19 protein-coding genes are annotated in these 21,560 nt (G+C 62.4%); 10 read left to right on the forward strand and 9 right to left on the reverse strand.

Annotated features, from left to right (window positions below; genetic code table 11):
• Genes trpD through RLCC275e_RS10225 form a run of 4 tightly spaced genes read left to right on the forward strand, consistent with a single transcriptional unit; the run spans position 1 to position 3,555 of the window.
• Positions 1 to 1,017: an anthranilate phosphoribosyltransferase gene (trpD, locus tag RLCC275e_RS10210; protein WP_033182701.1), complete on the forward strand. Its 1,017-nt coding sequence runs from the start codon at positions 1 to 3 to the stop codon at positions 1,015 to 1,017.
• A 9-nt stretch (positions 1,018 to 1,026) separates the two neighbouring features.
• The gene (gene trpC, locus RLCC275e_RS10215; protein WP_130694682.1) at positions 1,027 to 1,839 is read left to right on the forward strand and encodes an indole-3-glycerol phosphate synthase TrpC; all 813 of its coding nucleotides are present in this window, start codon (positions 1,027 to 1,029) and stop codon (positions 1,837 to 1,839) included.
• 1 nt (position 1,840) lies between these two features.
• Positions 1,841 to 2,338 (forward strand): cyclic pyranopterin monophosphate synthase MoaC, encoded by a 498-nt coding sequence (moaC, locus tag RLCC275e_RS10220; protein ID WP_003559540.1) that lies wholly within the window; start codon positions 1,841 to 1,843, stop codon positions 2,336 to 2,338.
• Positions 2,335 to 3,555 carry a molybdopterin molybdotransferase MoeA gene (locus RLCC275e_RS10225; RefSeq protein WP_003559542.1) on the forward strand — a complete coding sequence of 407 codons (1,221 nt, stop codon included), beginning with the start codon at positions 2,335 to 2,337 and terminating at the stop codon, positions 3,553 to 3,555. Before moaC ends, RLCC275e_RS10225 begins: the two co-directional genes overlap by 4 nt.
• Here the strand turns inward: RLCC275e_RS10225 and RLCC275e_RS10230 are convergent.
• Positions 3,524 to 4,228, reverse strand: a complete 705-nt coding sequence (locus RLCC275e_RS10230; protein WP_033182777.1) for a class I SAM-dependent methyltransferase — start codon at positions 4,226 to 4,228, stop codon at positions 3,524 to 3,526. The genes RLCC275e_RS10225 and RLCC275e_RS10230 overlap by 32 nt on opposite strands.
• A gap of 178 nt (positions 4,229 to 4,406) precedes the next feature.
• Positions 4,407 to 6,311, reverse strand: coding sequence for an adenylate/guanylate cyclase domain-containing protein (locus RLCC275e_RS10235; RefSeq protein ID WP_003559546.1), 1,905 nt, complete (start codon positions 6,309 to 6,311; stop codon positions 4,407 to 4,409).
• Positions 6,312 to 6,851: 540 nt separating this feature from the next.
• Between RLCC275e_RS10235 and RLCC275e_RS10240 the strand changes: the two genes are divergently transcribed.
• The 3 genes from RLCC275e_RS10240 (at position 6,852) to RLCC275e_RS10250 (ending at position 10,277) form a co-directional block, all read left to right on the forward strand.
• Positions 6,852 to 7,226: a c-type cytochrome gene (locus RLCC275e_RS10240; RefSeq protein WP_003559548.1), complete on the forward strand. Its 375-nt coding sequence runs from the start codon at positions 6,852 to 6,854 to the stop codon at positions 7,224 to 7,226.
• Between the two features lie 318 nt (positions 7,227 to 7,544).
• A complete protein-coding gene (locus RLCC275e_RS10245) occupies positions 7,545 to 8,018 on the forward strand; it encodes a (2Fe-2S)-binding protein (protein WP_003559550.1) in 474 nt (157 codons plus the stop codon).
• A 12-nt stretch (positions 8,019 to 8,030) separates the two neighbouring features.
• On the forward strand, positions 8,031 to 10,277 hold the full coding sequence (locus RLCC275e_RS10250; protein ID WP_033182702.1) for a xanthine dehydrogenase family protein molybdopterin-binding subunit: 2,247 nt from the start codon (positions 8,031 to 8,033) through the stop codon (positions 10,275 to 10,277).
• A gap of 247 nt (positions 10,278 to 10,524) precedes the next feature.
• On the opposite strand, the gene RLCC275e_RS10255 is transcribed toward RLCC275e_RS10250, so the two are convergent.
• Positions 10,525 to 11,418 (reverse strand): LysR family transcriptional regulator, encoded by an 894-nt coding sequence (locus RLCC275e_RS10255; protein WP_130707623.1) that lies wholly within the window; start codon positions 11,416 to 11,418, stop codon positions 10,525 to 10,527.
• 108 nt (positions 11,419 to 11,526) lie between these two features.
• Between RLCC275e_RS10255 and RLCC275e_RS10260 the strand changes: the two genes are divergently transcribed.
• Together RLCC275e_RS10260 and RLCC275e_RS10265 are read left to right on the forward strand one after the other, a co-directional pair.
• The gene (locus RLCC275e_RS10260) at positions 11,527 to 12,699 is read left to right on the forward strand and encodes an NADH-dependent flavin oxidoreductase (protein ID WP_033182703.1); all 1,173 of its coding nucleotides are present in this window, start codon (positions 11,527 to 11,529) and stop codon (positions 12,697 to 12,699) included.
• A gap of 36 nt (positions 12,700 to 12,735) precedes the next feature.
• Positions 12,736 to 13,581: an SDR family oxidoreductase gene (locus tag RLCC275e_RS10265; RefSeq protein WP_033182778.1), complete on the forward strand. Its 846-nt coding sequence runs from the start codon at positions 12,736 to 12,738 to the stop codon at positions 13,579 to 13,581.
• Positions 13,582 to 13,600: 19 nt separating this feature from the next.
• On the opposite strand, the gene RLCC275e_RS10270 is transcribed toward RLCC275e_RS10265, so the two are convergent.
• The 5 genes from RLCC275e_RS10270 to RLCC275e_RS10290 all read right to left on the reverse strand — a co-directional run bounded on the left by RLCC275e_RS10270 (position 13,601) and on the right by RLCC275e_RS10290 (position 19,821).
• Positions 13,601 to 14,035, reverse strand: a complete 435-nt coding sequence (locus RLCC275e_RS10270) for a GNAT family N-acetyltransferase (protein ID WP_003559560.1) — start codon at positions 14,033 to 14,035, stop codon at positions 13,601 to 13,603.
• A 65-nt stretch (positions 14,036 to 14,100) separates the two neighbouring features.
• Positions 14,101 to 16,056, reverse strand: a complete 1,956-nt coding sequence (locus tag RLCC275e_RS10275; protein WP_033182704.1) for a DEAD/DEAH box helicase — start codon at positions 16,054 to 16,056, stop codon at positions 14,101 to 14,103.
• A 99-nt stretch (positions 16,057 to 16,155) separates the two neighbouring features.
• On the reverse strand, positions 16,156 to 18,012 hold the full coding sequence (locus RLCC275e_RS10280; RefSeq protein ID WP_033182705.1) for a CHASE2 domain-containing protein: 1,857 nt from the start codon (positions 18,010 to 18,012) through the stop codon (positions 16,156 to 16,158).
• Positions 18,013 to 18,017: 5 nt separating this feature from the next.
• The gene (locus RLCC275e_RS10285) at positions 18,018 to 18,536 is read right to left on the reverse strand and encodes a FecR domain-containing protein (RefSeq protein ID WP_003559567.1); all 519 of its coding nucleotides are present in this window, start codon (positions 18,534 to 18,536) and stop codon (positions 18,018 to 18,020) included.
• Between the two features lie 139 nt (positions 18,537 to 18,675).
• A complete protein-coding gene (locus tag RLCC275e_RS10290; RefSeq protein ID WP_033182706.1) occupies positions 18,676 to 19,821 on the reverse strand; it encodes a citrate synthase in 1,146 nt (381 codons plus the stop codon).
• 83 nt (positions 19,822 to 19,904) lie between these two features.
• Between RLCC275e_RS10290 and RLCC275e_RS10295 the strand changes: the two genes are divergently transcribed.
• Complete coding sequence (locus RLCC275e_RS10295; RefSeq protein WP_033182707.1) at positions 19,905 to 20,993, forward strand: citrate synthase/methylcitrate synthase; 1,089 nt, start codon at positions 19,905 to 19,907, stop codon at positions 20,991 to 20,993.
• Positions 20,994 to 21,035: 42 nt separating this feature from the next.
• Here RLCC275e_RS10295 and RLCC275e_RS10300 read toward each other — a convergent pair whose 3' ends face one another.
• Positions 21,036 to 21,506, reverse strand: a complete 471-nt coding sequence (locus RLCC275e_RS10300) for an SRPBCC family protein (protein ID WP_033182708.1) — start codon at positions 21,504 to 21,506, stop codon at positions 21,036 to 21,038.
• Positions 21,507 to 21,560 lie beyond the last annotated feature (54 nt).

A 21,560-nucleotide genomic window follows, 5' to 3' on the forward strand; every position in this document is an offset into this window, starting at 1 on the left:
ATGACCGATCTGAAGCCGTTCCTGGCCAAGGCCGCAAGCCGCGAGCCGCTGACGCGTGAGGAGGCCCGCGCCGCCTTCGACATCCTGATGTCGGGCCAGGCGACGCCCTCGCAGATCGGCGGCTTCCTGATGGCGCTGCGCGTGCGCGGCGAAACCGTCGATGAGATCGTCGGCGCCGTCGCCTCAATGCGCTCGAAAATGCTGACCGTCGATGCTCCGGCCGATGCGATCGACATCGTCGGCACCGGCGGCGATGCCAGCGGCACCTACAATATCTCGACGCTGGCGGCGCTGATCGTCGCCGGCGCCGGTGTTCCCGTCGCCAAACACGGCAACCGGGCGCTGAGTTCGAAATCGGGCGCGGCTGACAATCTGGCCGCACTCGGCGTCAAGCTCGATGTCGGTCCCGAGATCATCTCCCGCTGCATCGCAGAAGCCGGCGTCGGTTTCATGTTCGCGCAGATGCATCATTCCGCCATGCGTCATGTCGGCCCCTCCCGGGTCGAACTCGGCACGCGCACGATCTTCAATCTGCTCGGCCCGCTCTCCAATCCGGCCGGCGTCCGTCGCCAGTTGCTCGGCGTCTTCTCTCCGCAATGGCTGGTGCCGCTTGCCGAAGTCATGCGCGATCTCGGCTCCGAATGCGTCTGGGTGGTCCATGGCGACGGCCTCGACGAGATCACCACGACAGGCATTACACAAGTCGCGGCGCTCGAAGACGGCAAGATCCGCAACTTCGAGCTCTCGCCCGCCGATTTCGGCGTCAGCCCTTGCGTGCTCGCCGACATCAAGGGCGGCGATGGTGTCGCCAATGCCGCAGCGCTTCGCGAGGTGCTCGGCGGCGCCAAGAACGCCTATCGCGATGTCTCGCTCGCCAATGCCGCCGCCTCGCTTGTCATCGCGGGCAAGGTCGCAACCATCCGCGACGGCATGACGCTAGCCACACAGTCGCTGGATAGCGGCTCTACTGCGCTCGCTCTCGACAAACTCATCGCCGTTTCCAACGATATCGACTAGGATTGCCCGATGACCGATATCCTGAAGAAGATCGAACTCTACAAGCGCGAGGAGATCGCCGCTGCCAAGGCGACCGTGTCGATTGCCGATCTGAAGGCGATGCAGGCTGATCAGTCCGCCCCGCGCGGCTTCCACAAGGCGCTCGTTGCCAAGCGTGATGCCGGCCGCTTCGGCCTGATCGCCGAGATCAAGAAGGCGAGCCCCTCGAAGGGTCTCATTCGCCCGGACTTCGATCCGCCGTTGCTGGCGAGCGCCTATGAGGCCGGCGGTGCCGCCTGCCTTTCGGTGCTGACTGACAGGCCGAGCTTCCAGGGCGCGCCGGAATTTCTGACAGCCGCCCGCGCTGCCTGCACGCTGCCGGCGCTGCGCAAGGATTTCATGTTCGAGACCTACCAGGTGCACGAGGCCCGTGCCTGGGGCGCCGACTGCATCCTGCTGATCATGGCCTCGCTGTCGGACGATGAAGCCGAACGCCTGCAGGACGAGGCCTTCGACCTCGGCATGGACGTGCTGGTCGAGGTCCACGACGCCGAAGAGATGGAGCGGGCGCTGAAGCTTTCTTCGCCGCTCATCGGCATCAACAACCGCAATCTGCGTACCTTCGAGGTCAGCCTGACCGTCAGCGAGGCGCTGGCCCCCATGGTGCCGGACGATAGGCTGCTGGTCGGCGAAAGCGGCATCTTCACCCATGCGGATTGCCAGCGCCTGCAGGCCGTCGACATCAATACCTTCCTTGTCGGCGAGAGCCTGATGCGCAAGGACGACGTGGCAGCCGCCACCCGCACGCTTCTCTTTGGCGAAGCCGCCATCGCGGCCGAATGATATGAGCGGCGCAGAGCCCGGTCTGACTCATATCGATGCCTCGGGCGAGGCGCATATGGTCGATGTCTCCGATAAGGCCGAGACGGTGCGCATCGCCACTGCCGAGGGCCATGTGAAGATGGCGCCGGAAACGCTCGCTCTCATCCGGCAAGGCAATGCCAAGAAGGGCGATGTGATCGGCACGGCGCGCCTTGCCGGCATCATGGCGGCAAAACGCACCGCCGATCTCATTCCGCTCTGCCATCCGCTGATGCTGACGAAAGTCACGGTCGAGATCGCGGAAGATGCTGCCCTGCCCGGTCTGCGCGTTATGGCGACCGCCAAGCTGTCCGGCAAGACCGGTGTGGAGATGGAGGCGCTGACCGCTGTCTCGGTCGCTTGTCTGACGATCTACGATATGGCCAAGGCGGCCGATAAGGCAATGGAGATCGGCGGCATCAGACTTCTTGAAAAGTCCGGCGGAAAATCCGGCGATTTCCGTCATCCGGAGGCAAGATGAACCTTCTCCCGGTCGCCGAGGCCCTGAACCGCTTGCTCTCTCGCGCAAAGCCCATTGCTGCGTCCGAGACGCTGCCGCTGGCCGAGGCTGAGGGCCGCGTCCTGGCCGTCGATCTGACGGCCTGCCTGACCCAGCCGCCCTTCAATGCCTCCGCCATGGATGGCTATGCGCTACGCCGCGAAGACGCGCCGGAGCCGGGCGCCGAGCTGAAGGTCATCGGCACGTCTTCCGCCGGCCACGGCTTCGAAGGAAGCGTCAGCCAGGGTGAAGCCGTCCGTATCTTCACCGGTGCGCCTGTTCCGCCAGGCGCCGATAGCGTCCTGCTGCAGGAGGATGCGGAGAAGATCGAGGGCGGCATCAGAACTAATTTCCCCGTGCGGCAGGGCCAGCATGTGCGTCCCCGTGGCCAGGATTTCGCGGAAGGCGAAGCCGTGCTGTCTGCCGGCACCGTGCTCGATTTCTCGCGGCTAACGGTCGCTGCCGGCATGAACCGGCCTAATGTCGAGGTGGTGCGGCGCCCGCTGATCGCCATCCTCGCAACCGGCGACGAACTGCTGCCGCCCGGAAGCACGCCCGGCCCTTCGCAGATCATCGCATCCAATACGTTTGGTATTGCAGCCCTTGCCCGCAAAGCTGGCGCCGATGTGCTCGATCTCGGCATCGTGCCTGACGACAAGGCCAAGATCACCGCGGCGATCGACACGGCACGGGACGCCAAGGTCGATGTGATCGTCACGCTCGGCGGCGCTTCGGTCGGCGACCATGATCTGGTGCAGGCCACGCTGATCGAAGCCGGCATGCAGCTCGATTTCTGGCGCATCGCCATGCGCCCCGGCAAACCGCTGATGGTCGGCAGCTTCGGCGAGACGCATGTGCTCGGCTTGCCAGGCAATCCGGTCTCTAGCCTCGTCTGTTCGCTGCTCTTCCTTGAGCCGCTGATTCGCAGGCTCGCCTCCCTGCCGCCGGTGCAACGCGAGGCAACGGTGGAGGCGGCCGTCACACTGCGCGCCAACGACCACCGGCAGGACTATATCCGTGCGAAACTTTCGAAATCCGCCGGCCACTGGCTCGCCGAACCCTTCGGCAAGCAGGATTCTTCGATGATGAAGGTCTTCGCCGCAGCCGACTGCCTCGTCATCCGCCCGCCGCATGCACCGGAGCTGCCGGCCGGAACGCCCTGCCCGGTCATGCTGTTGCGGCCTGACCTCCTGGCATAATCTCGCCTTCAACTTTGCCGGAGAGCGCAAAGACATCCGCCTGCACGGCACCGCCGCCAGTGCTCCCGCCGAAATCCGCAACTGAATGGGTGGCGATTCGGTTGAGTTCTCCCTGCGGCAGGTGGGCCCGCTCGGGATCGCCGATCAGCACCTCGACGCCGCTCGCCTGGCAACGCCGCAGGAAGGCCATCACCCGCAAGGCCAGCGAGGGATCGTAGAACAGGTCGCCGACCACGAGAAGGTCAGTCGCTGGTGGCTGATCCTCGATAATATCGGCGGCCAAGGCCACGATGTTCACACCGTTGATCGCTGCGTTGAGCCCGATTGCGGCAATGGCATTGGCATCGATGTCGATAGCGGTCACCGTGGCTGCTCCGGCCTTCGCCGCGGCAATGGCGACGAGCCCTGAGCCCGCGCCGAGATCATGCACCCGGCGGCCGGTCACCATTTCCGGTCGATCGAGCAGATGGCGGGCAAGCACTGCGCCGCCGGCCCAGGGATAGGCCCAGTAAGGCGGCGGATCGGCCTCTCCGCGGCCGGCAAGCCGCCAGAGCCCGCTCGCAGGCCCTGCCGTATGAAGGCAAATCTCGGGGATCGAGGGAACGGTTGATATAGGCAGGTTGGCACGGATGAAGACGGCCGGATCGGGTTGCAACATGTCCGGGCGTTTCATCGTCATCTGCTCCTGCCGGCGCTGTAACTGCCTATCGTTTTTAATAGCAAGAGCAGGCCGCCGTTGTAAAATTCCGCGCCATTTATGCACGCTATGATTTGGGTGGAATAATGAAGCCGAGCTAGGCTTTTCGCAAGGAACTGCACCGGTACTCGTGATGAGGTGTGCCGTATGCCATTTAAGAACGCAACACAGGCCGTTGAAGCGAGACCGTTTTGGGAGCCTCGGCGCGCGCGAGATCTGCAAGAAACTGCTCCATCAGCGGGGAATCACCAAACCGGCGATAGTTGCGCTCTGTTTCAAGCGAGAAGTCGGGCTTTGCTTTGACCAAACTGGCCATGGTCGCCTTGGCCTTGTCCAGCTCTGAGCGACCAGCCTGCAACGCGGTTTGAATGAGCAGGCAATTCGAATCCTGCGGCGCGCGGATCAGGCACTCTTGGATAACGCTCGCAGCTTCATCGCTACGACCAGCCGCATAAAGCGCCTGACCATGCACATAAGCATAATATTCGGGAGCTATGGGATGAAGACGGCGAGCACGCTCAGCATTCCGTAATGCTCCATCGTAGTCACCAAAACGAACCTGGGCTTTTGCGAGCGCCATCATGCTGTCAGGATCATTCGGATTGAGTTCCACCGACCGGTGTCCCGCTTGCAAAGCACCAGCGTAATCGCCGCTTGCAGCCAAGCCGTAGCTCAATACCTGATATCCCATCGCCAGATTTGGATCGAGTCGGATGGATTGACGCGCCTCGCTCAAGCCAATCTCCAGGTCTCGGTCTGTGGCGTGGCCGCTGACGTTTTGCGTGACATCGAAGATATAGGTCATACCGAGATTGGCACGCGCCACGGCATAAGCCGGGTCTAATTCCAAAGCCCGCTGGAAAAGTCCTCGGGCGGAAAGAAGCCCCTCGGCATCTTTCGAATCATGCGTGAAACGAGCGCGTGCCTGAAGAACGAGATCGTAGGCCTGCAAATCCTTGGTTGGGCGTTTCATCGCCTCTGCGGCTTCAGACTTGCGGACAAAGGAAACAAGGTGGGCAACGATCTCGGATGTCAACTCGCTTTCGACCGTGAATATATCATCGATATGGCGGTCATAGCTGCGCGACCAGAGGTGAGCTCCGCTATTCACGTCAATAAGTTGAGCGGCGACGCGGAGTTTATCACCCACCCGTCGAGCGCTACCTTCGATGACGTAGGCCACACCCAATTTCTCGCCGACCTTGCGGACATCGGCTTCCTGGCTTCGCATCGCATAAGCCGAGTTGCGGGCAATCACCTGAAGTTCCGAGTTTCGGGCAAGTTCAGTCGTGATGTCTTCCGTCAGCCCATCGGCAAAGTAGGCCTGTGTTGCCTCGCCGCTCATATTGTCGAAAGGCATAACAGCCACAGACGGCCGAGGGTCCGGCCGTTCACCGCTGGCAAGCAGCGAAAGCTCAGCCGGTATCCGGCCGATCATTGCCGCGAGAGGAAGCGGCTGGATTGCGATTCCGATGAGCACGAGCGACGCAGCCCCAAGACAATAGCCAAGGCGAGCGCTCACGTGCGGGACAAGAGCCGCGTACCGGCTCCATTTGCTTCTCCGTCGTCCAGCGCGCGTGACCGCATAGACATCGAGTGGTTCAGGAAGGTTTTTGGCATTCCGACGTCCAATGCGGAAAAACTCGTCGCCTCGACCCCGGTCAGCACTCAAGACCACCGCACCACTAACAAAGATACTGCCAGGATCTGCCATTGCCTCAAGGCGCGATGCGACATTCACGCCATCGCCGTACATGTCACCATTGTCTTCGATGACGTCACCAAGATTGATGCCGATCCGAAATTCGAAGGGCCGCGTATCGAAGCCGTTCTGAATCTCCACCGCCGCATTCAACGCTTCGTTAACGCTCGGGAATGTAGCGAGGAAGCCATCGCCAGAGTTTTTGAATGTTCGGCCTCCATGGTGCTGGACCGCTGGATCGATCACGTCGTCAAACACGGAACGCAACTCCGCATACGTCGTCGCTTCGTTTTCCGCCATGAGCCGACTGTAGCCGACAATGTCCCCGGCGAGAATCGCTGCGAGCTTACGTTGCATCGCGGAACTTCCTGTTCGCATTTCTGTCACGTTCCACTGCCGATCGTTCTTCCGGGTGGAAGATCCACCATGGGCAGTGAAGAGCGATAGCAAAGAACGAACGGCTGGATTAGCCGTCGTTGCTCGCATGAAGTTATGAATGCGGTTTCTAAATAGGCGAACTTCCGCGCTGCAACCGATGTCTGCAGAACCTCTCCAAGGGAAGCTTAAGCTCAACTGATTGCATGCTGCGGCAGGCATCAAGAGGGTTGAGTCCTGCTGGTGCAAAAAAGGCAGACAACCTTCGTCGACGATCGTTGGCTGTCGGGCATTTATGAACCTCATTTCTAACATCATGCAGATAGTACCGCCTAATGCTCCATGCTGAGGCGAGGTAACGTCCCCAACCAACCGCCGTCTCCAGTGCGATGCCATGTCCGGAGAAGATGAGGCGCGTCTTGGGTCTAAGGTCTTTAGCGCGGCCTGCCAGCAACGGCGCTGGCGCGCGCAAATCGACCGTCCTTTCAGGGCTTCGAAAGCCTGTATTCGGGAAGAACACGCATGACAAAAATTTTTGCTTCCGTTGTGATCTCCACCTTGATCCTTGTGTCGGCGACGGCTCCTGCCGCAGCGGAGGGAGATGTCGCCTTGGGACAAAAAGCGTTTCAGCGCTGTTCCGCCTGTCATTCGACCACGGACCAGAAAAAGGCTGGACCGGGGCTCGGTGGCGTTGTCGGGCGTGCAGCCGGCTCTGTGGAGGGCGCCCGCTATTCGGCGGCCATGAAGGCGTCGGGATTAGTGTGGGACGAGGCGACGTTGGACCGGTTTCTAGCAGCGCCTCGCGAAGTTGTACCGACAACCACAATGACCGTGAGCGTGTCCAAGCCTGAGGATCGGCTAAACATCATCGCTTACCTGAAGTCCCTGTCGGAGTAGCGGCGAACCTCTTGGGCTCAGCAAGCCGGCGATCGATGGCCCCCCAACCCGGCTGATCATCGCTGACCCCGTCTTGGGTTGACGTGTCAGCTCGTGCTTTTGCTTCGCATTCAGAAGCCGCCTTTCTAACGTCGTGCAGGTTTCGCCAACTAATTCGGCGGCGCCGGACAAGCTAACGTTATCGCGGAGAGCAGGCTCTTGGTCGACGGCGTCTCATCATCCCGGAGGTGTTGGCGGCACTCCCGTCGCCGTCACTCTCCTTAGAGATCGACGGTCAACGAGCACATCCAGTATGAAACATCGGAGAACCGACCAGTCATGATCACACTGAATATCAACGGTAATCAGCACGAGGTCGATGCCGACCCGGAGACACCCATCCTTTGGGTCCTGCGCGACACGCTCGGCATGACCGGGACCAAGTTCGGCTGCGGCGCCGCGCTTTGCGGCGCGTGCACGATACATCTGGATGGTGAGGCCGTCCGTTCCTGCAGCACCCCTCTCTCCGCTGCCGAGGGCCTGAATATCACCACCATAGAAAAAGCGACCGACGGCAGCGACCGTGTCGGCGCAGCGGTGCACGCAGCTTGGGTCAAGCACGATGTAGCGCAGTGCGGGTATTGTCAGAGCGGTCAGATCATGAGCGCCACGGCGTTCCTCGCATCCCTGCCCTCCGGTTCGCAGCCGACTGCCTCGGAGATCGATTCGGCAATGGAAGGCAATATTTGTCGTTGCGGAACTTATGTCCGCATCCGCGCCGCCATAGCCGATGCTGCCAGCAATCTCGTCTGAAGGAGACGCCATATGTTGCCGAACATGGATTATAGCGAATTACCACGTGCGCTGCAGCACATGCTGGAACGGGGTCGTTCGACGGCGGTTCAGGCGTTGCCACGCCGCAGCTTTCTCAAGCTGACGGGGGCCCTCGGTCTGGCTGTCGGCATTTTCCCGCATCTGGCCGCGGCCCAGTCCACCGACGCGGATGAGGTGCCCACCGCTCTGAAGCCGACCGAGCGGCCTTCTGCATTTGTTCAAATTGCGCCAAATGGCGAAGTTATGGTCACAATCAACCGGCTCGAGTTCGGTCAAGGCGTCCAAACGGCATTGCCGATGATCCTGGCCGAAGAACTCGACGCGGACTGGAATTCAGTACGCAGCCAGCTCGGCACCAATGACATGGCCTATGTTGATCCGCTCTTCGGAATGCACCTTACCGGCGGTTCGAACACCATCAAGAACAGCTTTACGCAGTATCGCGAGTTGGGTGCCCGCGTCCGCGCCATGCTACTCGCAGCCGCGGCGGACCGCTGGAACGTGGATGTTTCGACGCTGCGAACCGAGGCCGGTGTGGTTCTGGCTTCTGATGGCCGCAAGCTCGGTTATGGAGAACTTTCCGAAGCGGCCATGGCCCTGCCCGTGCCTCAGAAAATAGCGTTGAAGGATCCGAAGGATTTCCGCATCATCGGCCAACCCACCCAGCGTCTGGACGCACAAGCCAAGAGCAGTGGCCAACAGAGTTTTGGCATCGACTTCAAGTTGCCGGGACAATTGACGGCCGTGGTGGCTCGCCCTCCGGTCTTCGGAGCCAAGATAGCCTCCCTGGACGACAGCGCAGCACGTTCAGTAAAGGGCGTGAAAGCTGTTTTGCGGGTGCCGCTGGATCGCGGTGCAGAGGGCGTTGCCGTGGTGGCCGACGGATATTGGCAGGCATCTCAGGGCCGCAACGCACTTAGGGTGGAGTGGGACACATCGGCTGTCGAAAAGGTCGATAGTGAAAAGCAACTTGCCCAGTTTCGCGAGATCGCCAATCGCCCCGGCCCGCGCCAGTTCGATGCCGACATGGCGCCATTGGAAACCGCACCCTTGAGTCTGGAAGCCGAGTTCGTGTTCCCGTATCTCGCCCACGCGGCGATGGAACCGCTGAACTGCACGGTTCGGCTTTCCGACGATCGTGCCGAGATCTGGATGGGGAGCCAAAGTGCAGGGCTAGATGCCGGCGTTGCAGCAAACGTGCTCGGCCTCAAGCCGGAACAGGTCGTGGTGAATGTGCAAACATCGGGTGGTGGCTTCGGCCGGCGCTTTTCCAGCAGCAGCGACACGGCAATGGAGGCCTGCCAGATAGCCAAAGCCGCCAGGGCGGCGGGGCTGAAGGCGCCAGTGCGCACGCTATGGAGCCGCGAGGACGATATGAGGGGCGGCTACTACCGTCCAACGCATCTTCACCGCGCTCGCATCGGCTTCGACAAAGAGGGCAATGTACTGGCCTGGGACCACACCATCGTCGGCCAGTCCATACTGACGGGAACCGTGTTCGAGAAGTTCCAGGTGAAGGACGGCATCGATGCCGCCACAACCGAGGGGATGCGGAGCCCCTACCCGCTTCCCATGCGCCTGACAGTACATCATCCTGCTGCCAACGTGCCGGTTCTGTGGTGGCGCAGCGTTGGCTCCACCCATACGGCTTTCGTTATGGAGACCTTGCTCGACGATATAGCGAGAGCCACCGACCAGGATCCGGTCGCATATCGAATGAAGATGTTTGGCGATGAGCATCCTCGTCATCGCGATGCACTGCAACTCGCCGTAGACAAGAGCGGTTACGGCAGTAGGACATTGGCAGAAGGCCGGGCCTGGGGTGTGGCCGTGCACGAATCCTTTTCATCCGTGGTGGCCTACGTGGTGGAAGCCTCCGTCGTCGATGGGCAGCCCAAGCTGCATCGGGTCACGGCGGGGGTGCACTGCAATCTGGCCGTCAACCCTCGGACCGTGGAAGCGCAGGTCCAAGGCGCGGCGATCATGGGCTTGTCGACGTGCCTTACCGGCTCGGAAATCACGCTCAAGGACGGTGTTGTGGAGCAAAGCAACTTCAGCGAATTCACGGTGGCAAGGATCACGGATGTGCCAGAATTCGACGTCAACATCGTACCAAGCGCGGATGCACCGACGGGCATGGGCGAACCCGGCCTGCCACCTTTGGCGCCGGCATTTGCCAATGCCATCTCGCGTCTGACAGGCAAGCCAGTCCGGCAGATGCCTTTCAACCTCGCTTAGAACCTGGCTCGGACGAGAGCCTGCCCCGGTCCTGTGTGCCGCTGAATGCAGCGGGCCGCACAGGGCCGCGATGTTCCTGTCGCGTGACGTCTCGACAACCATAGCGCTAAGACTTCGCGGTCGGCGGTGACCGCGCGCTTCACCAGCAATCAGGACAGGCAGGACTTCACGTCTATCGGCAATCGCGCGACTGAGAAAAGTCCCCCAACGCATCGCGACCATCTTCCGGACAGCCCTGGCAGGAGCGTCAGCCTTTGAAACGAAGCGCCTCGACGAGGAGCGCAAACGCAGCCGTATGCTGACGTCGGCTTGGGTAATACAGGTGATAGCCAGGGAACGGCTGACACCAATCGTCGAGGACCCGGATCAGTCGCCCGTCTGCAATGTATTGTGAAACCTGACTTTCGAACGTATAGGCAAGACCAAGCCCATCCAAAGCAGCGGCTTCCAGCATCAAACTATCATTGATGATGAGCGGCCCGTTCATTCTGACCACAAGCTCCTCGCTGTCGCGCTCGAACTCCCAGGCATACAATCCACCTCCTGTGGTTTGCCGGTAGGTAATACCCCGATGGTCGCCGAGATCGCGGGGCGTCATCGGGATTGTGCGGTTCTGGAAGTAGGACGGCGATCCGACGACTGCCATGCGAAGGTCAGGGCCGATCCTGACGGCAACCATGTCTTTTTGAACCTGTTCTCCAATGCGAATACCGGCATCGAACCGGCCGGCCACGATATCCGTCAGGCCCTCGTCAAGAATGACCTCCATTTCAATATCCGGGTATTTCGCCAAGAACGTTGTCATGACCGGCCAAAGCACGCTCATGGCGGCATATCGAAACGTCGTGATGCGGATAGTGCCGGCCGGCTTGTCACGAAGTGCGGTGACGGCTGCGATCTCGCTTTCGATGTGTTCAAAGGCAGGGCGGAGGCTTCGAAGCATACGCTCTCCGGCATCGGTCAGCGATAGGCTGCGTGTGGTGCGTGAGATCAGCCGCACGCCCAGCCTCTGCTCCAGCATTCTGACTGAGTAACTGACGGCAGACTGGGAAAGTCCCAGCTTGGCGGAGGCGCGCGTGAAACTTCCGGCCTCGGCGACGGCGATGAAGGCTGCAAGCTCGCTGAAATCACCGTGCCTCATTTATCTCTCTCATTTCTAACTTCATGCAGATTATACCAACTAATCAAAGTTTGTCCTCATTGCTACCTGTCATTTCACAAACCGCTTGAACGGCATGCAAGAGAGACAATGATGATGGAAGCCACCCGAGCACTATTTGAACCGTTCGTTTTCACCAATGGGATCACGCTTCGAAACAGGGTCGTCATGGCTCCGATGACGACGTGGTCAGCCAATGACGACGGAACAGTTTCGGATGAGGAAGTGTCGTACTATCGACGCAGGGTGAACGGCGTTGGCCTCGTTCTAACCGGCTGCACGCATGTCTCGCCCAACGGCATCGGGTTCACGGGCGAATTCGCTTCTTATGATGACAGCTTCACACCAAGCCTCCGGCGTCTGGCCGAGGCGGCCAAAAGCGGCGGTGCACCGCCGATTCTTCAAATTTTTCACGCCGGCAGCAAGGCCGTGCCGGCGCTTGTTCCCGACGGAGACGTTGTCAGCGCCAGTTCGCTGCAAGTCTCACCCGGTCCTTTCAATCCAGGCGGCGGCACGACGCGCGCACTCAGCCACGACGAAATCCTTGATGTGATTTCTGCTTTCGGCGAAGCAACCCGCCGCGCTATCGAAGCCGGCTTCGATGGGGTCGAACTGCATGCGGCCCACGGCTTCCTGATCCAGAACTTTTACTCGCCGCTCCACAATCATCGCGACGACGAATGGGGAGGCACGCCGGAAAACCGGATGCGGTTTCCGCTCGCCGTGGTCCGCAACGTGAGGCAGGTGATAGGCGCACACGCGACGCGTCCGTTTCTTCTGGGATACCGGGTCTCGCCCGAAGAACCTGAAGAGGGCGGCCTCCGTATTGAAGACACCTACGAACTCATCGAGCATCTGATCGACGGCGGCGTGGACTACATCCATGCTTCGCTGACGAGCGTACTCGAAGCCCAACCACTCGAAGCCATCGCTGATCAGCCTATCGCTGAACTGATCGCTGCCAGGGTAGCGGGGCGCATTCCGGTTATCGCCGCTGGCCAGATCAAGTCACCCCAACAGGCGGAAAGTGCCCTTCATCTGGGCCTTTCGCTTGTGGCTGTAGGCCAAGGGCTGGTGATAAACCCGGAGTGGGTCGAACTTTCACGGAGTGGCAAAGAGAAACTGATCGAGAACGAGATCAGGACCACGACAATCCCGGAAATTGCCCTTCCGGCCAAACTCTGGGGCGTCATCGAGGCGGCCACCGGCTGGTTCAACATCAACGATGATCACGATGCGCAGCGGCAGAAGGCCACTGTATAGAGCATCGGCACACAATCTCGCATGAAGGAAAATTCGATGACTAAGGTTTGGTTGATCACAGGAGCCGGGCGCGGCATGGGCCTGGATTTCGCAAAGGCGGTTCTGGCTGCTGGCGACAAACTCGTTGCAACCGGCCGCAATCCGGAGCGCGTTGCCAAGGCGATCGGCCAGTCGGAAAATCTGCTTGTCGTCACGCTGGATGTAACCAAGCTGACCGACGCGGCATCTGCCGTCAAAGCCGCACTCGAACGCTTTGGTCGCATCGACATATTGGTCAACAATGCCGCAAACTTCTACTCAGGCTATTTTGAGGAACTGACGCCGGCTCAGGTCGATCTGCAACTGGCCAGTAGTCTCCTCGGGCCTATGAGCGTCACCCGCGCTGTCCTGCCGGTGATGCGCCGGCAGGGATCCGGCAAGATCATCTCGATCTCATCGACGGCCAGCCTGCTGGGCTTTGAGTTTTGCAGCGCTTACTCTGCCGCGAAGTTTGCCCTCGATGGCTGGATGGAATCGCTGCAGCCCGAAGTGGCGCCGTTTGGTATCGAAACGATGATTGTCAATCCGGGCTTCTTCCGCACGGAATTGCTGACTGACGAATCAACCCAATATGCTCCGTCATCTGTCAGCGACTACGACGAAAGACGCGCCCAACACCTGGCATTCTGGAAATCCGCCGACGGCCAGCAGAGCGGCGATCCCGCAAAACTCGCGCAAGCGCTGATCACCCTGGTCAACCAACCGGAGCTACCCCGCCGGTTCATCGCCGGAGCTGATGCTGTTGGCATGGTGGAACAGAAAATCGCGCTGCTGCAGCAGCAGATCGACGCCTATCGGGACCTTTCAAGTTCGCTTGCCTTCGACGTGAAAACGCAAGCCTGAGGCTACGCTTTGCTGAAGCTCAGTAGTTCTTCATGGCAAGGTGCGGTATGCCGCCATCTAGGAATTCCGCGCCATAGGCGACGAAGCCGAAACGCTCGTAGAGCGGCAGCTTGTCCGCCTGTGCTGTGAGATAGAAGCGGTTGTCGCGGGCAGCGCGATGCAGGTCTATCGCTCGCTCGATCATTGCGGCTGCAATGCCGTGGCCGCGCCATTGGCTTGCAACCGCAACCCGGCCGATCTTCACATGTTCCTCGGCGTAAATGACCCGCAGGGTGCCGGAGACTTCGCCCGCCGTGACGGCGGCAAGATGATGAGCGTTAAGATCGTCGGCATCGAATTCCTCGGCTTCGGGAACCTTCTGCTCATGCACGAAAATAGCGCGCCGCAGCCGGAAGGCCTCATTGCAGAGCGTACTGAAAACCGGGACGCTGAGGATCGCCGTTTCCATCACCATCCTTGCCTCCCTCAGAGATACGGCCCAAAGCCCTCCGCCGGACCAGCGAAGGGCTGCCGGCAAGATCAGCCGGGCTTCTTCTTTGAAAACTTATTCTTCGGAGCGCCGCCGCCCTTACCCTCATATTTGGGGGCCTCGGATCTCGGGCCTTCGAATTTCGGCTTGTCGGACTTCGGGCCTTCGAAGCCGGGTTTGCCCGGCTTCTTGCTCCAGGGCTTGCTATCCCGTCTTTCCCCGCCGCTATTATCGGCCGCGGCATAACCGCCGCCCGGACCCTTGCCGAACTTGTTCTTCGGCCGCTCGCCGCGGAACGAATCATCCGGCCGCTCGTCACGGGATGGCTTGCCGGCATAGGGTTTTGGCGCAGGCGCCCGGCTGAAATCCGGTGTGCCGGAAAGCCTGGTCACGCGGATGCCGCGTTCGAGCGCCTTGTTTGGACCGATCGCCGCCAGGAAGCTTTCGGCACTCGCCGCGGCGATCTCCACGAAGGTTTCCTCAGGCTGCATCTTGATCGCGCCGATCTCGCGCTTCGTCACATTGCCGTTGCGGCAGAGCATCGGGATCAGCCAGCGCGGCTCGGCATTCTGCTTGCGCCCGACCGAGACGGAGAACCAGACACTGGCGCCGAAATCTTCGCGCGGTCCCTTCTGCGCCGGCTCGTAGGGCTCGGCATTGTCGCGGCGCTTGCGGCTGCGGTCGTCCTGCACGGTAATCTCAATGAGGTCCTCAGGCGCCGAATGATTGGTGCGGTAAAGACGCAGGAAGGCTGCGGCGAGCTTTTCGGCGCCGTGGCTGGCGAGAAGCTGCTGTACTAGCCCCTGCTCTTCCTCCTGCGGCGTTTCGTTGAAGATCGGATCGGCGAGCAGCCGCTCGTCGTCGCGCTCGCTCACTTCCTCGGCCGAGGGCGGCCGCGCCCAGGCAGCCGAAATACCGGCATTCTCGAGCAGGCGCTCCGCCTTGCGCCGTGCATTCAACGGCACGATCATGGCGCTGATGCCCTTGCGTCCGGCCCGGCCGGTTCGGCCGCTGCGGTGCAGCAGCGTGTCCGGATTGGTCGGCAGGTCGGCATGGATGACGAGATCGAGCCCCGGCAGGTCGATGCCGCGGGCGGCAACGTCGGTCGCGATGCAGACACGGGCGCGTCCGTCGCGCATCGCCTGCAGCGCGTGGGTGCGCTCGTTCTGCGTCAGCTCGCCGGACAGCGCCACGACGGCGAAATTGCGGTTGTTGAAGCGTGCGGTCAGATGGTTGACGGCGGCGCGTGTCGAGCAGAACACGATGGCATTGGTCGCCTCGTAATAGCGCAGCACGTTGATGATCGCGTTCTCGCGGTCGCTCGGGGCAACCATCAGCGCGCGATATTCGATGTCGATATGCTGCTTTTCCTCGGCCGCGGTGCTGATGCGCACGGCATCGCGCTGGTAGCTCTTGGCAAGCTTGGCGATCGCCGCCGGAACCGTTGCCGAAAACATCAGCGTCCGGCGTTCGTCCGGCGCCGCATCGAGGATGAATTCGAGGTCTTCGCGGAAGCCGAGATCGAGCATCTCGTCGGCCTCGTCGAGCACGGCGGCCTTCAGTTCCGACATGTCGAGCGCCCTGCGGCGGATATGGTCGCAAAGCCGGCCGGGCGTGCCGACGACGACATGGGCGCCGCGTTCGAGCGAGCGGCGCTCGCTACGGATGTCCATGCCGCCGACGCAGCTGACGATCACCGCGCCGGTCATCTCAAAGAGCCATTCGAGCTCGCGCTTCACCTGCAGGGCAAGCTCGCGCGTCGGGGCAATGACGAGGGCGAGCGGCGCGGCGGCATTGCCGAAGCGCTCCCTGCCTTCGAGCAGCGTCGGCGCCAGCGCCAGGCCGAAGGCGACGGTTTTGCCGGAGCCAGTCTGGGCCGAGACCAGCGCGTCGGAAGCGGCAAGCGCCGGATCGAGCATCGCCTTCTGCACCGGGGTGAGTTCGGCGTAACCACGCTTCTGCAACGCCTTGGCGATCGCCGGAACGACGCCGTTAAATTCTGTCATGAGTTCGATCTTTCGGAGCTGTCAGGCGCGTTGCTGCGCCATGGCCGGAGCCAGCCGGCGGGGTATTTGCGCCGTTCCTAGCCGCTCCCGCGGCGATTGTCAAAGCGTGCGGCTGCGCCACAGCCAGGCGTCGATGCGGCTTGCCCGGCCGCGCAGCGCCGTTTCCAACGGTCCCTCCATCCGGCCGGACTGCGTGAGCACGCTATCGGGGCCGGCGGCGCGGACGATTTCGGCGCTCAGCGCCAGTTCGACGCCATGGCGGGCGGCGACCTCCATCAGCCGGCTGCCGACATTGATGGTGTCGCCTGCCGCCGTAATCTGCTGCCGGTCGCCGGTGCCCAATCGCGAGGCGACGATCGGGCCGCAATGGGCGCCGACCTTGAAGCCGATCTTCTTCGGGGCAAAGCCCGCATGCGCTTGAAGCCAGGCCCTTGTGCGCTCGCAGAGGCTGACCGCGCAGGCAGCGGCGCGAGCGGCATCGTCATCGGCGGGCTCAGGCAGGCCGAACAGGATCATCGCCCCGTCGCCCATGAAGCTGGTTATGGCGCCGCCATTGGCGCGCGCCTCCTCGTCGACCAATTCGAAGAAGCCGCTCAGCATTTCGCTGACCGCTACCGGCCCCACATTTTCGCTGAGGCCGGTAAAGCCCGAGAGATCGATGAAGATAACGGCGGCGTTCTGGCGCACCGGCGCGGCGAGGAAATTCGGATCGCGCGCCAGCCACTCGCCGAGGCCAGGCGCCTCGATGCGCTGCAGGAGCGCGCTCTGCTCGGCGAAATGACGGGCGCGGCCACGGTCGAGCCAGAGTTCGGCCGCGCCATAAGCCAGCGCCGGCGGTAGTGCTGCGGCGATCGGCAGCGCCGCACTCAGCCAGTAGCCATGCGCGAAGGCCGACAGATTGAGCATCGACCAGACGATCAGCGTCAGCACGATGATGACATAGCCTGCCGCACTCCGGCGCCAGGCGACCAGCGACACGAGGACAATCGCCAGTCCGACGGCGGTGGCGGCATCGATCAGCCGCATCCTGTGGTCGCGCACCATGCCGTCGCCGGTGACGAGATGGGTGATCGCCGTCGACATTACCTCGACGCCCGGCATGACGGGATCGAACGGCGTCGGGAAGACGTCGCCGCCGCCAGTCACCGTCGAACCGATGACGACGATGCGATCAGTGACCGCATCCGCCGAAAGTTTGCCATCCAGCGCATCGGCGGCGCTGAAGGTGGCGATGCTGCCGTGCCCGCCATAAAAGGTCACCGGCAGGCGCTGGCCGATATCGGTGGGAATACGCAGCTTTCCGAGCATGATGGCATCGGGTTCTATGGTGGGATCGACGCCGAGCGCCACCGACGCGACACGCAGCGGAAAAGCCGGATCCAGCCGGTCTGCGGAACGCGAGATCAGCGGAATGAAGCGCGGCGTGCCGGTCTGGTCGGTTGCGACATTGACGATGCCGACCGCAGCTGCCTCGGCAAAGCGCGGAAGCGGCAACAGCAGCTGGTTTGCCTCAGGGATGGCGGCAAGCGGATCGCCTGCCGCATCCGTGACCCGCTGGCTGCTTTGCGCGAAAGTGGCTGCGGCCGCAATTACGCTCGGCCCCTGGCGAAGGGCAGCGGTCAGTGCCGCATCACCCGCCTCCGGCCCCGGATCGACCAGCAGAATGTCGATCGCCAAAGCCTTTGGCTTCAACGCGGTGATCGCGTCGGCGAGGCGCGCAAGTGTCGCCCGATCGAGCGGATAGCCGTGCGCTGCCGCGGTGCGGTCGTCGATCGCAACGATCGAGACGACGGGAGGCGGTGTCTTCGCCCCGACGATGGCGCTGCGGATATCGACAAGCGAGGCTTCCATCCGGTCGAGAAGGCCGGTTCCGGCATTGAGATTGGTATAACCGAGCGCAGCTCCCCAAAGACCGGCGAGCAGCAGCGCGATCACTGTCAGCAGGCGATGGTTCATGGGACTTATTGGCCGAGACGGGCAAGAAGGGCAGCGGCGCGCGGCGCCGGCCAGCGACGCACGACGAGGGGTTCCGTTCCGCCGGTAACATCGACGCCCTCGCCCGGCGACAGCACCACCGCCTCGCCGGCCGGCCGGCGGACTGCGACGCTGCCTCTGACGACCAGCACCGAGGTCTTGCCGCCTGCGACATCGACAGCCCATTGGGTGCCGCGCACGGCAGCGATCGCCTGCGGCGTCACGACCTGGAAACCGCCCGCGTGCTGACTGCTGTCGACATCGACGAGGATGGCCTTGCGCCGCAGCGACGCCGAATCAGGGCTGCCGTCGCGGTTGCGGTCGACGAGGCTGTAGGCGGCTCCGGCCTCTGCCGTCACCGTCACACCGCCCGGACAACTGAGCACCTGGCGGGCACCGGCATCACGCGATACCGTGCAGCCGGCAGACTGCGCAAAGGCCGCCCCATGCGGAATCAGGCCGAGAGCGAGTGCGGCGGCAAGCAGGCTGCGAAGCGTCGTATTCATGGAAAGTCCCCTTGACCGTGCGGAACAGCTCTTTTGGAAAGCGCCCGCCAACCGTCTTCTTCCATATGAGGCATGATAGCCGAATTCAAATATTTCCCTAGGCAAAAAAAGCAAACCGGCGCAATCGCCGGCGGAATTCTTACGTTCTACTATCCGTTTCAAGCACCGGTCCGGCATAACGCGCCCGCGGCCGGATCAATTCGCCGCTGTCAATCTGCTCCATCGCATGTGCAAGCCAACCGGCGGATCGGGCAAGCGAGAAAATGATGATCGGCGCCTCCCTCGGGAGATCGAAGGCGGCGGCCATTGCGGCAAGCGCGAAATCGACGTTGACCTTCTCGCCGACCATCTCCTCGCCGGTTTCCCGGACCTCGGCAAACTGCGGCGGCAAGTCAAAGTGCGAAAGCAGCGCCAGAGCCCTGACATCGCCATCGGGATAGAGCGGATGACCGAAGGCCGGCAGCCGATTGCCCTGGGCGAGCGTGCGGCGGATCGCGTGCTCCGCCCCAAGGGCGGAAGCGGTGTCGAGCAAGGCGTCGACGCCTTGCCAGGCGGCACCATGCAGCGGCCCTGTCAGCGTCGCCAGACCGGACAGCACGGCGGCCGAAAGGGCTGCGCCCGCCGATGCCGTGACCCGCGCCGCAAAGGTCGAGGCGTTGAGTTCGTGATCGGCAAGCAGCACCAGCGCGCGGCGCAGGCAATCGGCAGCGTCCGGCCGCTGCCAGCTTGCCGCAAGCCGCAAATGCAGCGGCTGGTCGAAGGGCCCTGGTGCCAGTGCATCGGCGACGGTGCGGAGAATGCCATTTGCTTCACGGCGAAGTGCTGCTTGCGAGCGGCCGAGCGACGGCAGATCCGATGTCACTCGCCCTGCCAGCGCCAGGAACGCCGCCTGAAGCGATGGAGCGGCATGTCCGGTCCCGCTTCCGGAGGGGAGTGTTTCCGCGCCGTTCCAGAGCAGCGCCGCCGTCTGCTCCAGCGTCGCGGCTTCAGCGAAACCGGCCGCATCCTTTCCACGATAGAAAAGCCGTCCGCCGATGATGGTGGAGATTGCCGAGGACAGAACCGGATCGCCCCAGCGGATCGCCTCGGCGGCCACCGTTTCAGTCTTGCGGCGGCCGGCATGGCGTTCGGCAAGCCGCTGCACGTCGGCAGCCTGGTAGAGGCTGCGGCGCGGGTCGGCGGGATCGGGCTTGGCGCGGATGCGCCCACGGCTGACATTGGCATAGAGCGTCTGCGGCTTGGTCTTCAGCGCCTGCAGCGCCTCCTCGGCGGTCAGCCACGACATCGGAACCTCACATTGATCAATTGCATCAAGATTGACGTCAATGAGACTAGGTCCGATCATCCCGGTCGTAAAGGAGAAACAATATGAAAAACGGCTTGGAAGATATCATTGCTGCCGAAACGCAGCTTTCGGATGTCGATGGCGAAGCGGGACGACTGATTATCCGCGGTGTATCGCTGGATCACCTGGTTGCAGACGGCACCTATGAAGGCGTCGCCGCACTCTTGCTCGACGGGTTGATGGAAAAAAGCTTCGACGAAGCGGAATTGCGCGCTTGGCTGGCGCAGGCGCGAACGGGGGTTTTCGACCATATCAAGGCCGCTGACACCGCCCTGCTCGCCCTGCCTCCGGTCGATGCAATGCGGGCGCTGATTGCCCGGCTGCCCGACGGGGAGGATTTCGATACCGCGCTCAGCCTTCTGGCAGCGCCCGCCGTCTTTCTGCCGGCGGTTTTGCGCCTGCAACGCGGTGAAAAACCGATCGCACCGGACGCCTCGCTGCCGCAGGCGGCCGATATCCTGCGCATGCTGACCGGAAAATTGCCGACCAGGGAGCAGACAGCGGCACTCGACACCTATCTCGTGACGATATCGGACCATGGCCTCAATGCCTCGACCTTCGCATCGCGCGTCATTGCCTCGACGCAGGCCGGCCTCACCTCTTCCGTGCTCGCCGCACTGAGCGCGCTGAAAGGGCCGCTGCACGGCGGCGCGCCCGGTCCTGTGCTCGACATGCTGGATGCGATCGGAACGGCGGAAAATGCTTACCCGTGGCTCGGCGAAGCGCTTGATCGCGGCGAAAGGCTGATGGGCTTCGGCCACCGCATCTATCGCGTCCGCGATCCGCGCGCCGATGCACTGAAGGGAGCGCTGAAGCCGCTGATATCTACCGGACAGGTGAACAGCGCCCGCGGCGCTCTGGCGGAAGCCGTGGAGGCCTCTGCGTTGGCCATCCTGAAGGCGCGCAAGCCGAACCGGCCGCTCGACGTCAATGTCGAGTTATACACTGCGCTTCTGCTCGAAGCGCTCGGCTTCCCGCGTGAGGCCTTCACCGGTGTCTTCGCGATCGGCCGCACCGTCGGATGGCTGGCGCATGCCCGCGAACAGGCGCTCGACGGCCGGCTGATCCGTCCACGTTCGGTCTATATCGGGCCGCTGCCCGCCGCTGCCTGAAAATTGAATTCGCCGGCAGGGGCATGTCCTTGCCGGCGATCATCAACCGCCGACGAAGGTGGCGAGGTTGTCGAGCGTCGAGCGGCAACCTTCCTCATTGTCTTCGAGGCGAATGCCGGAGGGGATGTTGTCGCAGACCATCGTCACATCGGTGCCTCCATCGGCGGGCGACAATGTCGTGCTGACCGTCATCTCGCCGGAAAAACCTTCATCTTCGGAATCGAAGACCGTAGCCCAGACGATGCTTTCGTCAGGCACGAGCCGTGCAAAACGGCCTTCGAATCTGTCGGTCTTGTCGGAGGTCTTGCCCGGCTGCGACGCCTCGTCATCGGGATAGACGAGCGACATGCTGAAGGCGCCGCCTTCCCTGCCCTCGAAGGCATGGACGATGCCCTTCATCGAACCGGGCGGAAGCCAGGTGGCCACCGCATCGGCATCGAGGAAGGCGCGGTAGATGCGCTCGCGCGGCGCTGCGATGAAGCGTGAGACGGTCGTGCTGCGTGAAGGGGTCATGCCGGCAAGTTAGCGCAGGCACGGATGTTATCCAGATCGCGCCTGAAACAACGC

The organism is Rhizobium brockwellii, assembly GCF_000769405.2.
Classification (GTDB): domain Bacteria; phylum Pseudomonadota; class Alphaproteobacteria; order Rhizobiales; family Rhizobiaceae; genus Rhizobium; species Rhizobium brockwellii.

What these genes read in the sequence shown, in the direction of transcription:
- RLCC275e_RS10230 (WP_033182777.1), bottom strand. Translation starts at nt 4,228, where the DNA reads ATGAAACGCCCGGACATGTTGCAACCCGATCCGGCCGTCTTCATCCGT.
- RLCC275e_RS10265 (WP_033182778.1), top strand. Translation starts at nt 12,736, where the DNA reads ATGACTAAGGTTTGGTTGATCACAGGAGCCGGGCGCGGCATGGGCCTG.
- RLCC275e_RS10275 (WP_033182704.1), bottom strand. Translation starts at nt 16,056, where the DNA reads ATGACAGAATTTAACGGCGTCGTTCCGGCGATCGCCAAGGCGTTGCAG.
- moaC (WP_003559540.1), top strand. Translation starts at nt 1,841, where the DNA reads ATGAGCGGCGCAGAGCCCGGTCTGACTCATATCGATGCCTCGGGCGAG.
- trpC (WP_130694682.1), top strand. Translation starts at nt 1,027, where the DNA reads ATGACCGATATCCTGAAGAAGATCGAACTCTACAAGCGCGAGGAGATC.
- RLCC275e_RS10255 (WP_130707623.1), bottom strand. Translation starts at nt 11,418, where the DNA reads ATGAGGCACGGTGATTTCAGCGAGCTTGCAGCCTTCATCGCCGTCGCC.
- RLCC275e_RS10225 (WP_003559542.1), top strand. Translation starts at nt 2,335, where the DNA reads ATGAACCTTCTCCCGGTCGCCGAGGCCCTGAACCGCTTGCTCTCTCGC.
- RLCC275e_RS10300 (WP_033182708.1), bottom strand. Translation starts at nt 21,506, where the DNA reads ATGACCCCTTCACGCAGCACGACCGTCTCACGCTTCATCGCAGCGCCG.
- RLCC275e_RS10270 (WP_003559560.1), bottom strand. Translation starts at nt 14,035, where the DNA reads ATGGTGATGGAAACGGCGATCCTCAGCGTCCCGGTTTTCAGTACGCTC.
- RLCC275e_RS10235 (WP_003559546.1), bottom strand. Translation starts at nt 6,311, where the DNA reads ATGCAACGTAAGCTCGCAGCGATTCTCGCCGGGGACATTGTCGGCTAC.
- RLCC275e_RS10250 (WP_033182702.1), top strand. Translation starts at nt 8,031, where the DNA reads ATGTTGCCGAACATGGATTATAGCGAATTACCACGTGCGCTGCAGCAC.
- RLCC275e_RS10280 (WP_033182705.1), bottom strand. Translation starts at nt 18,012, where the DNA reads ATGAACCATCGCCTGCTGACAGTGATCGCGCTGCTGCTCGCCGGTCTT.
- RLCC275e_RS10285 (WP_003559567.1), bottom strand. Translation starts at nt 18,536, where the DNA reads ATGAATACGACGCTTCGCAGCCTGCTTGCCGCCGCACTCGCTCTCGGC.
- trpD (WP_033182701.1), top strand. Translation starts at nt 1, where the DNA reads ATGACCGATCTGAAGCCGTTCCTGGCCAAGGCCGCAAGCCGCGAGCCG.
- RLCC275e_RS10245 (WP_003559550.1), top strand. Translation starts at nt 7,545, where the DNA reads ATGATCACACTGAATATCAACGGTAATCAGCACGAGGTCGATGCCGAC.
- RLCC275e_RS10290 (WP_033182706.1), bottom strand. Translation starts at nt 19,821, where the DNA reads ATGTCGTGGCTGACCGCCGAGGAGGCGCTGCAGGCGCTGAAGACCAAG.
- RLCC275e_RS10260 (WP_033182703.1), top strand. Translation starts at nt 11,527, where the DNA reads ATGATGATGGAAGCCACCCGAGCACTATTTGAACCGTTCGTTTTCACC.
- RLCC275e_RS10295 (WP_033182707.1), top strand. Translation starts at nt 19,905, where the DNA reads ATGAAAAACGGCTTGGAAGATATCATTGCTGCCGAAACGCAGCTTTCG.
- RLCC275e_RS10240 (WP_003559548.1), top strand. Translation starts at nt 6,852, where the DNA reads ATGACAAAAATTTTTGCTTCCGTTGTGATCTCCACCTTGATCCTTGTG.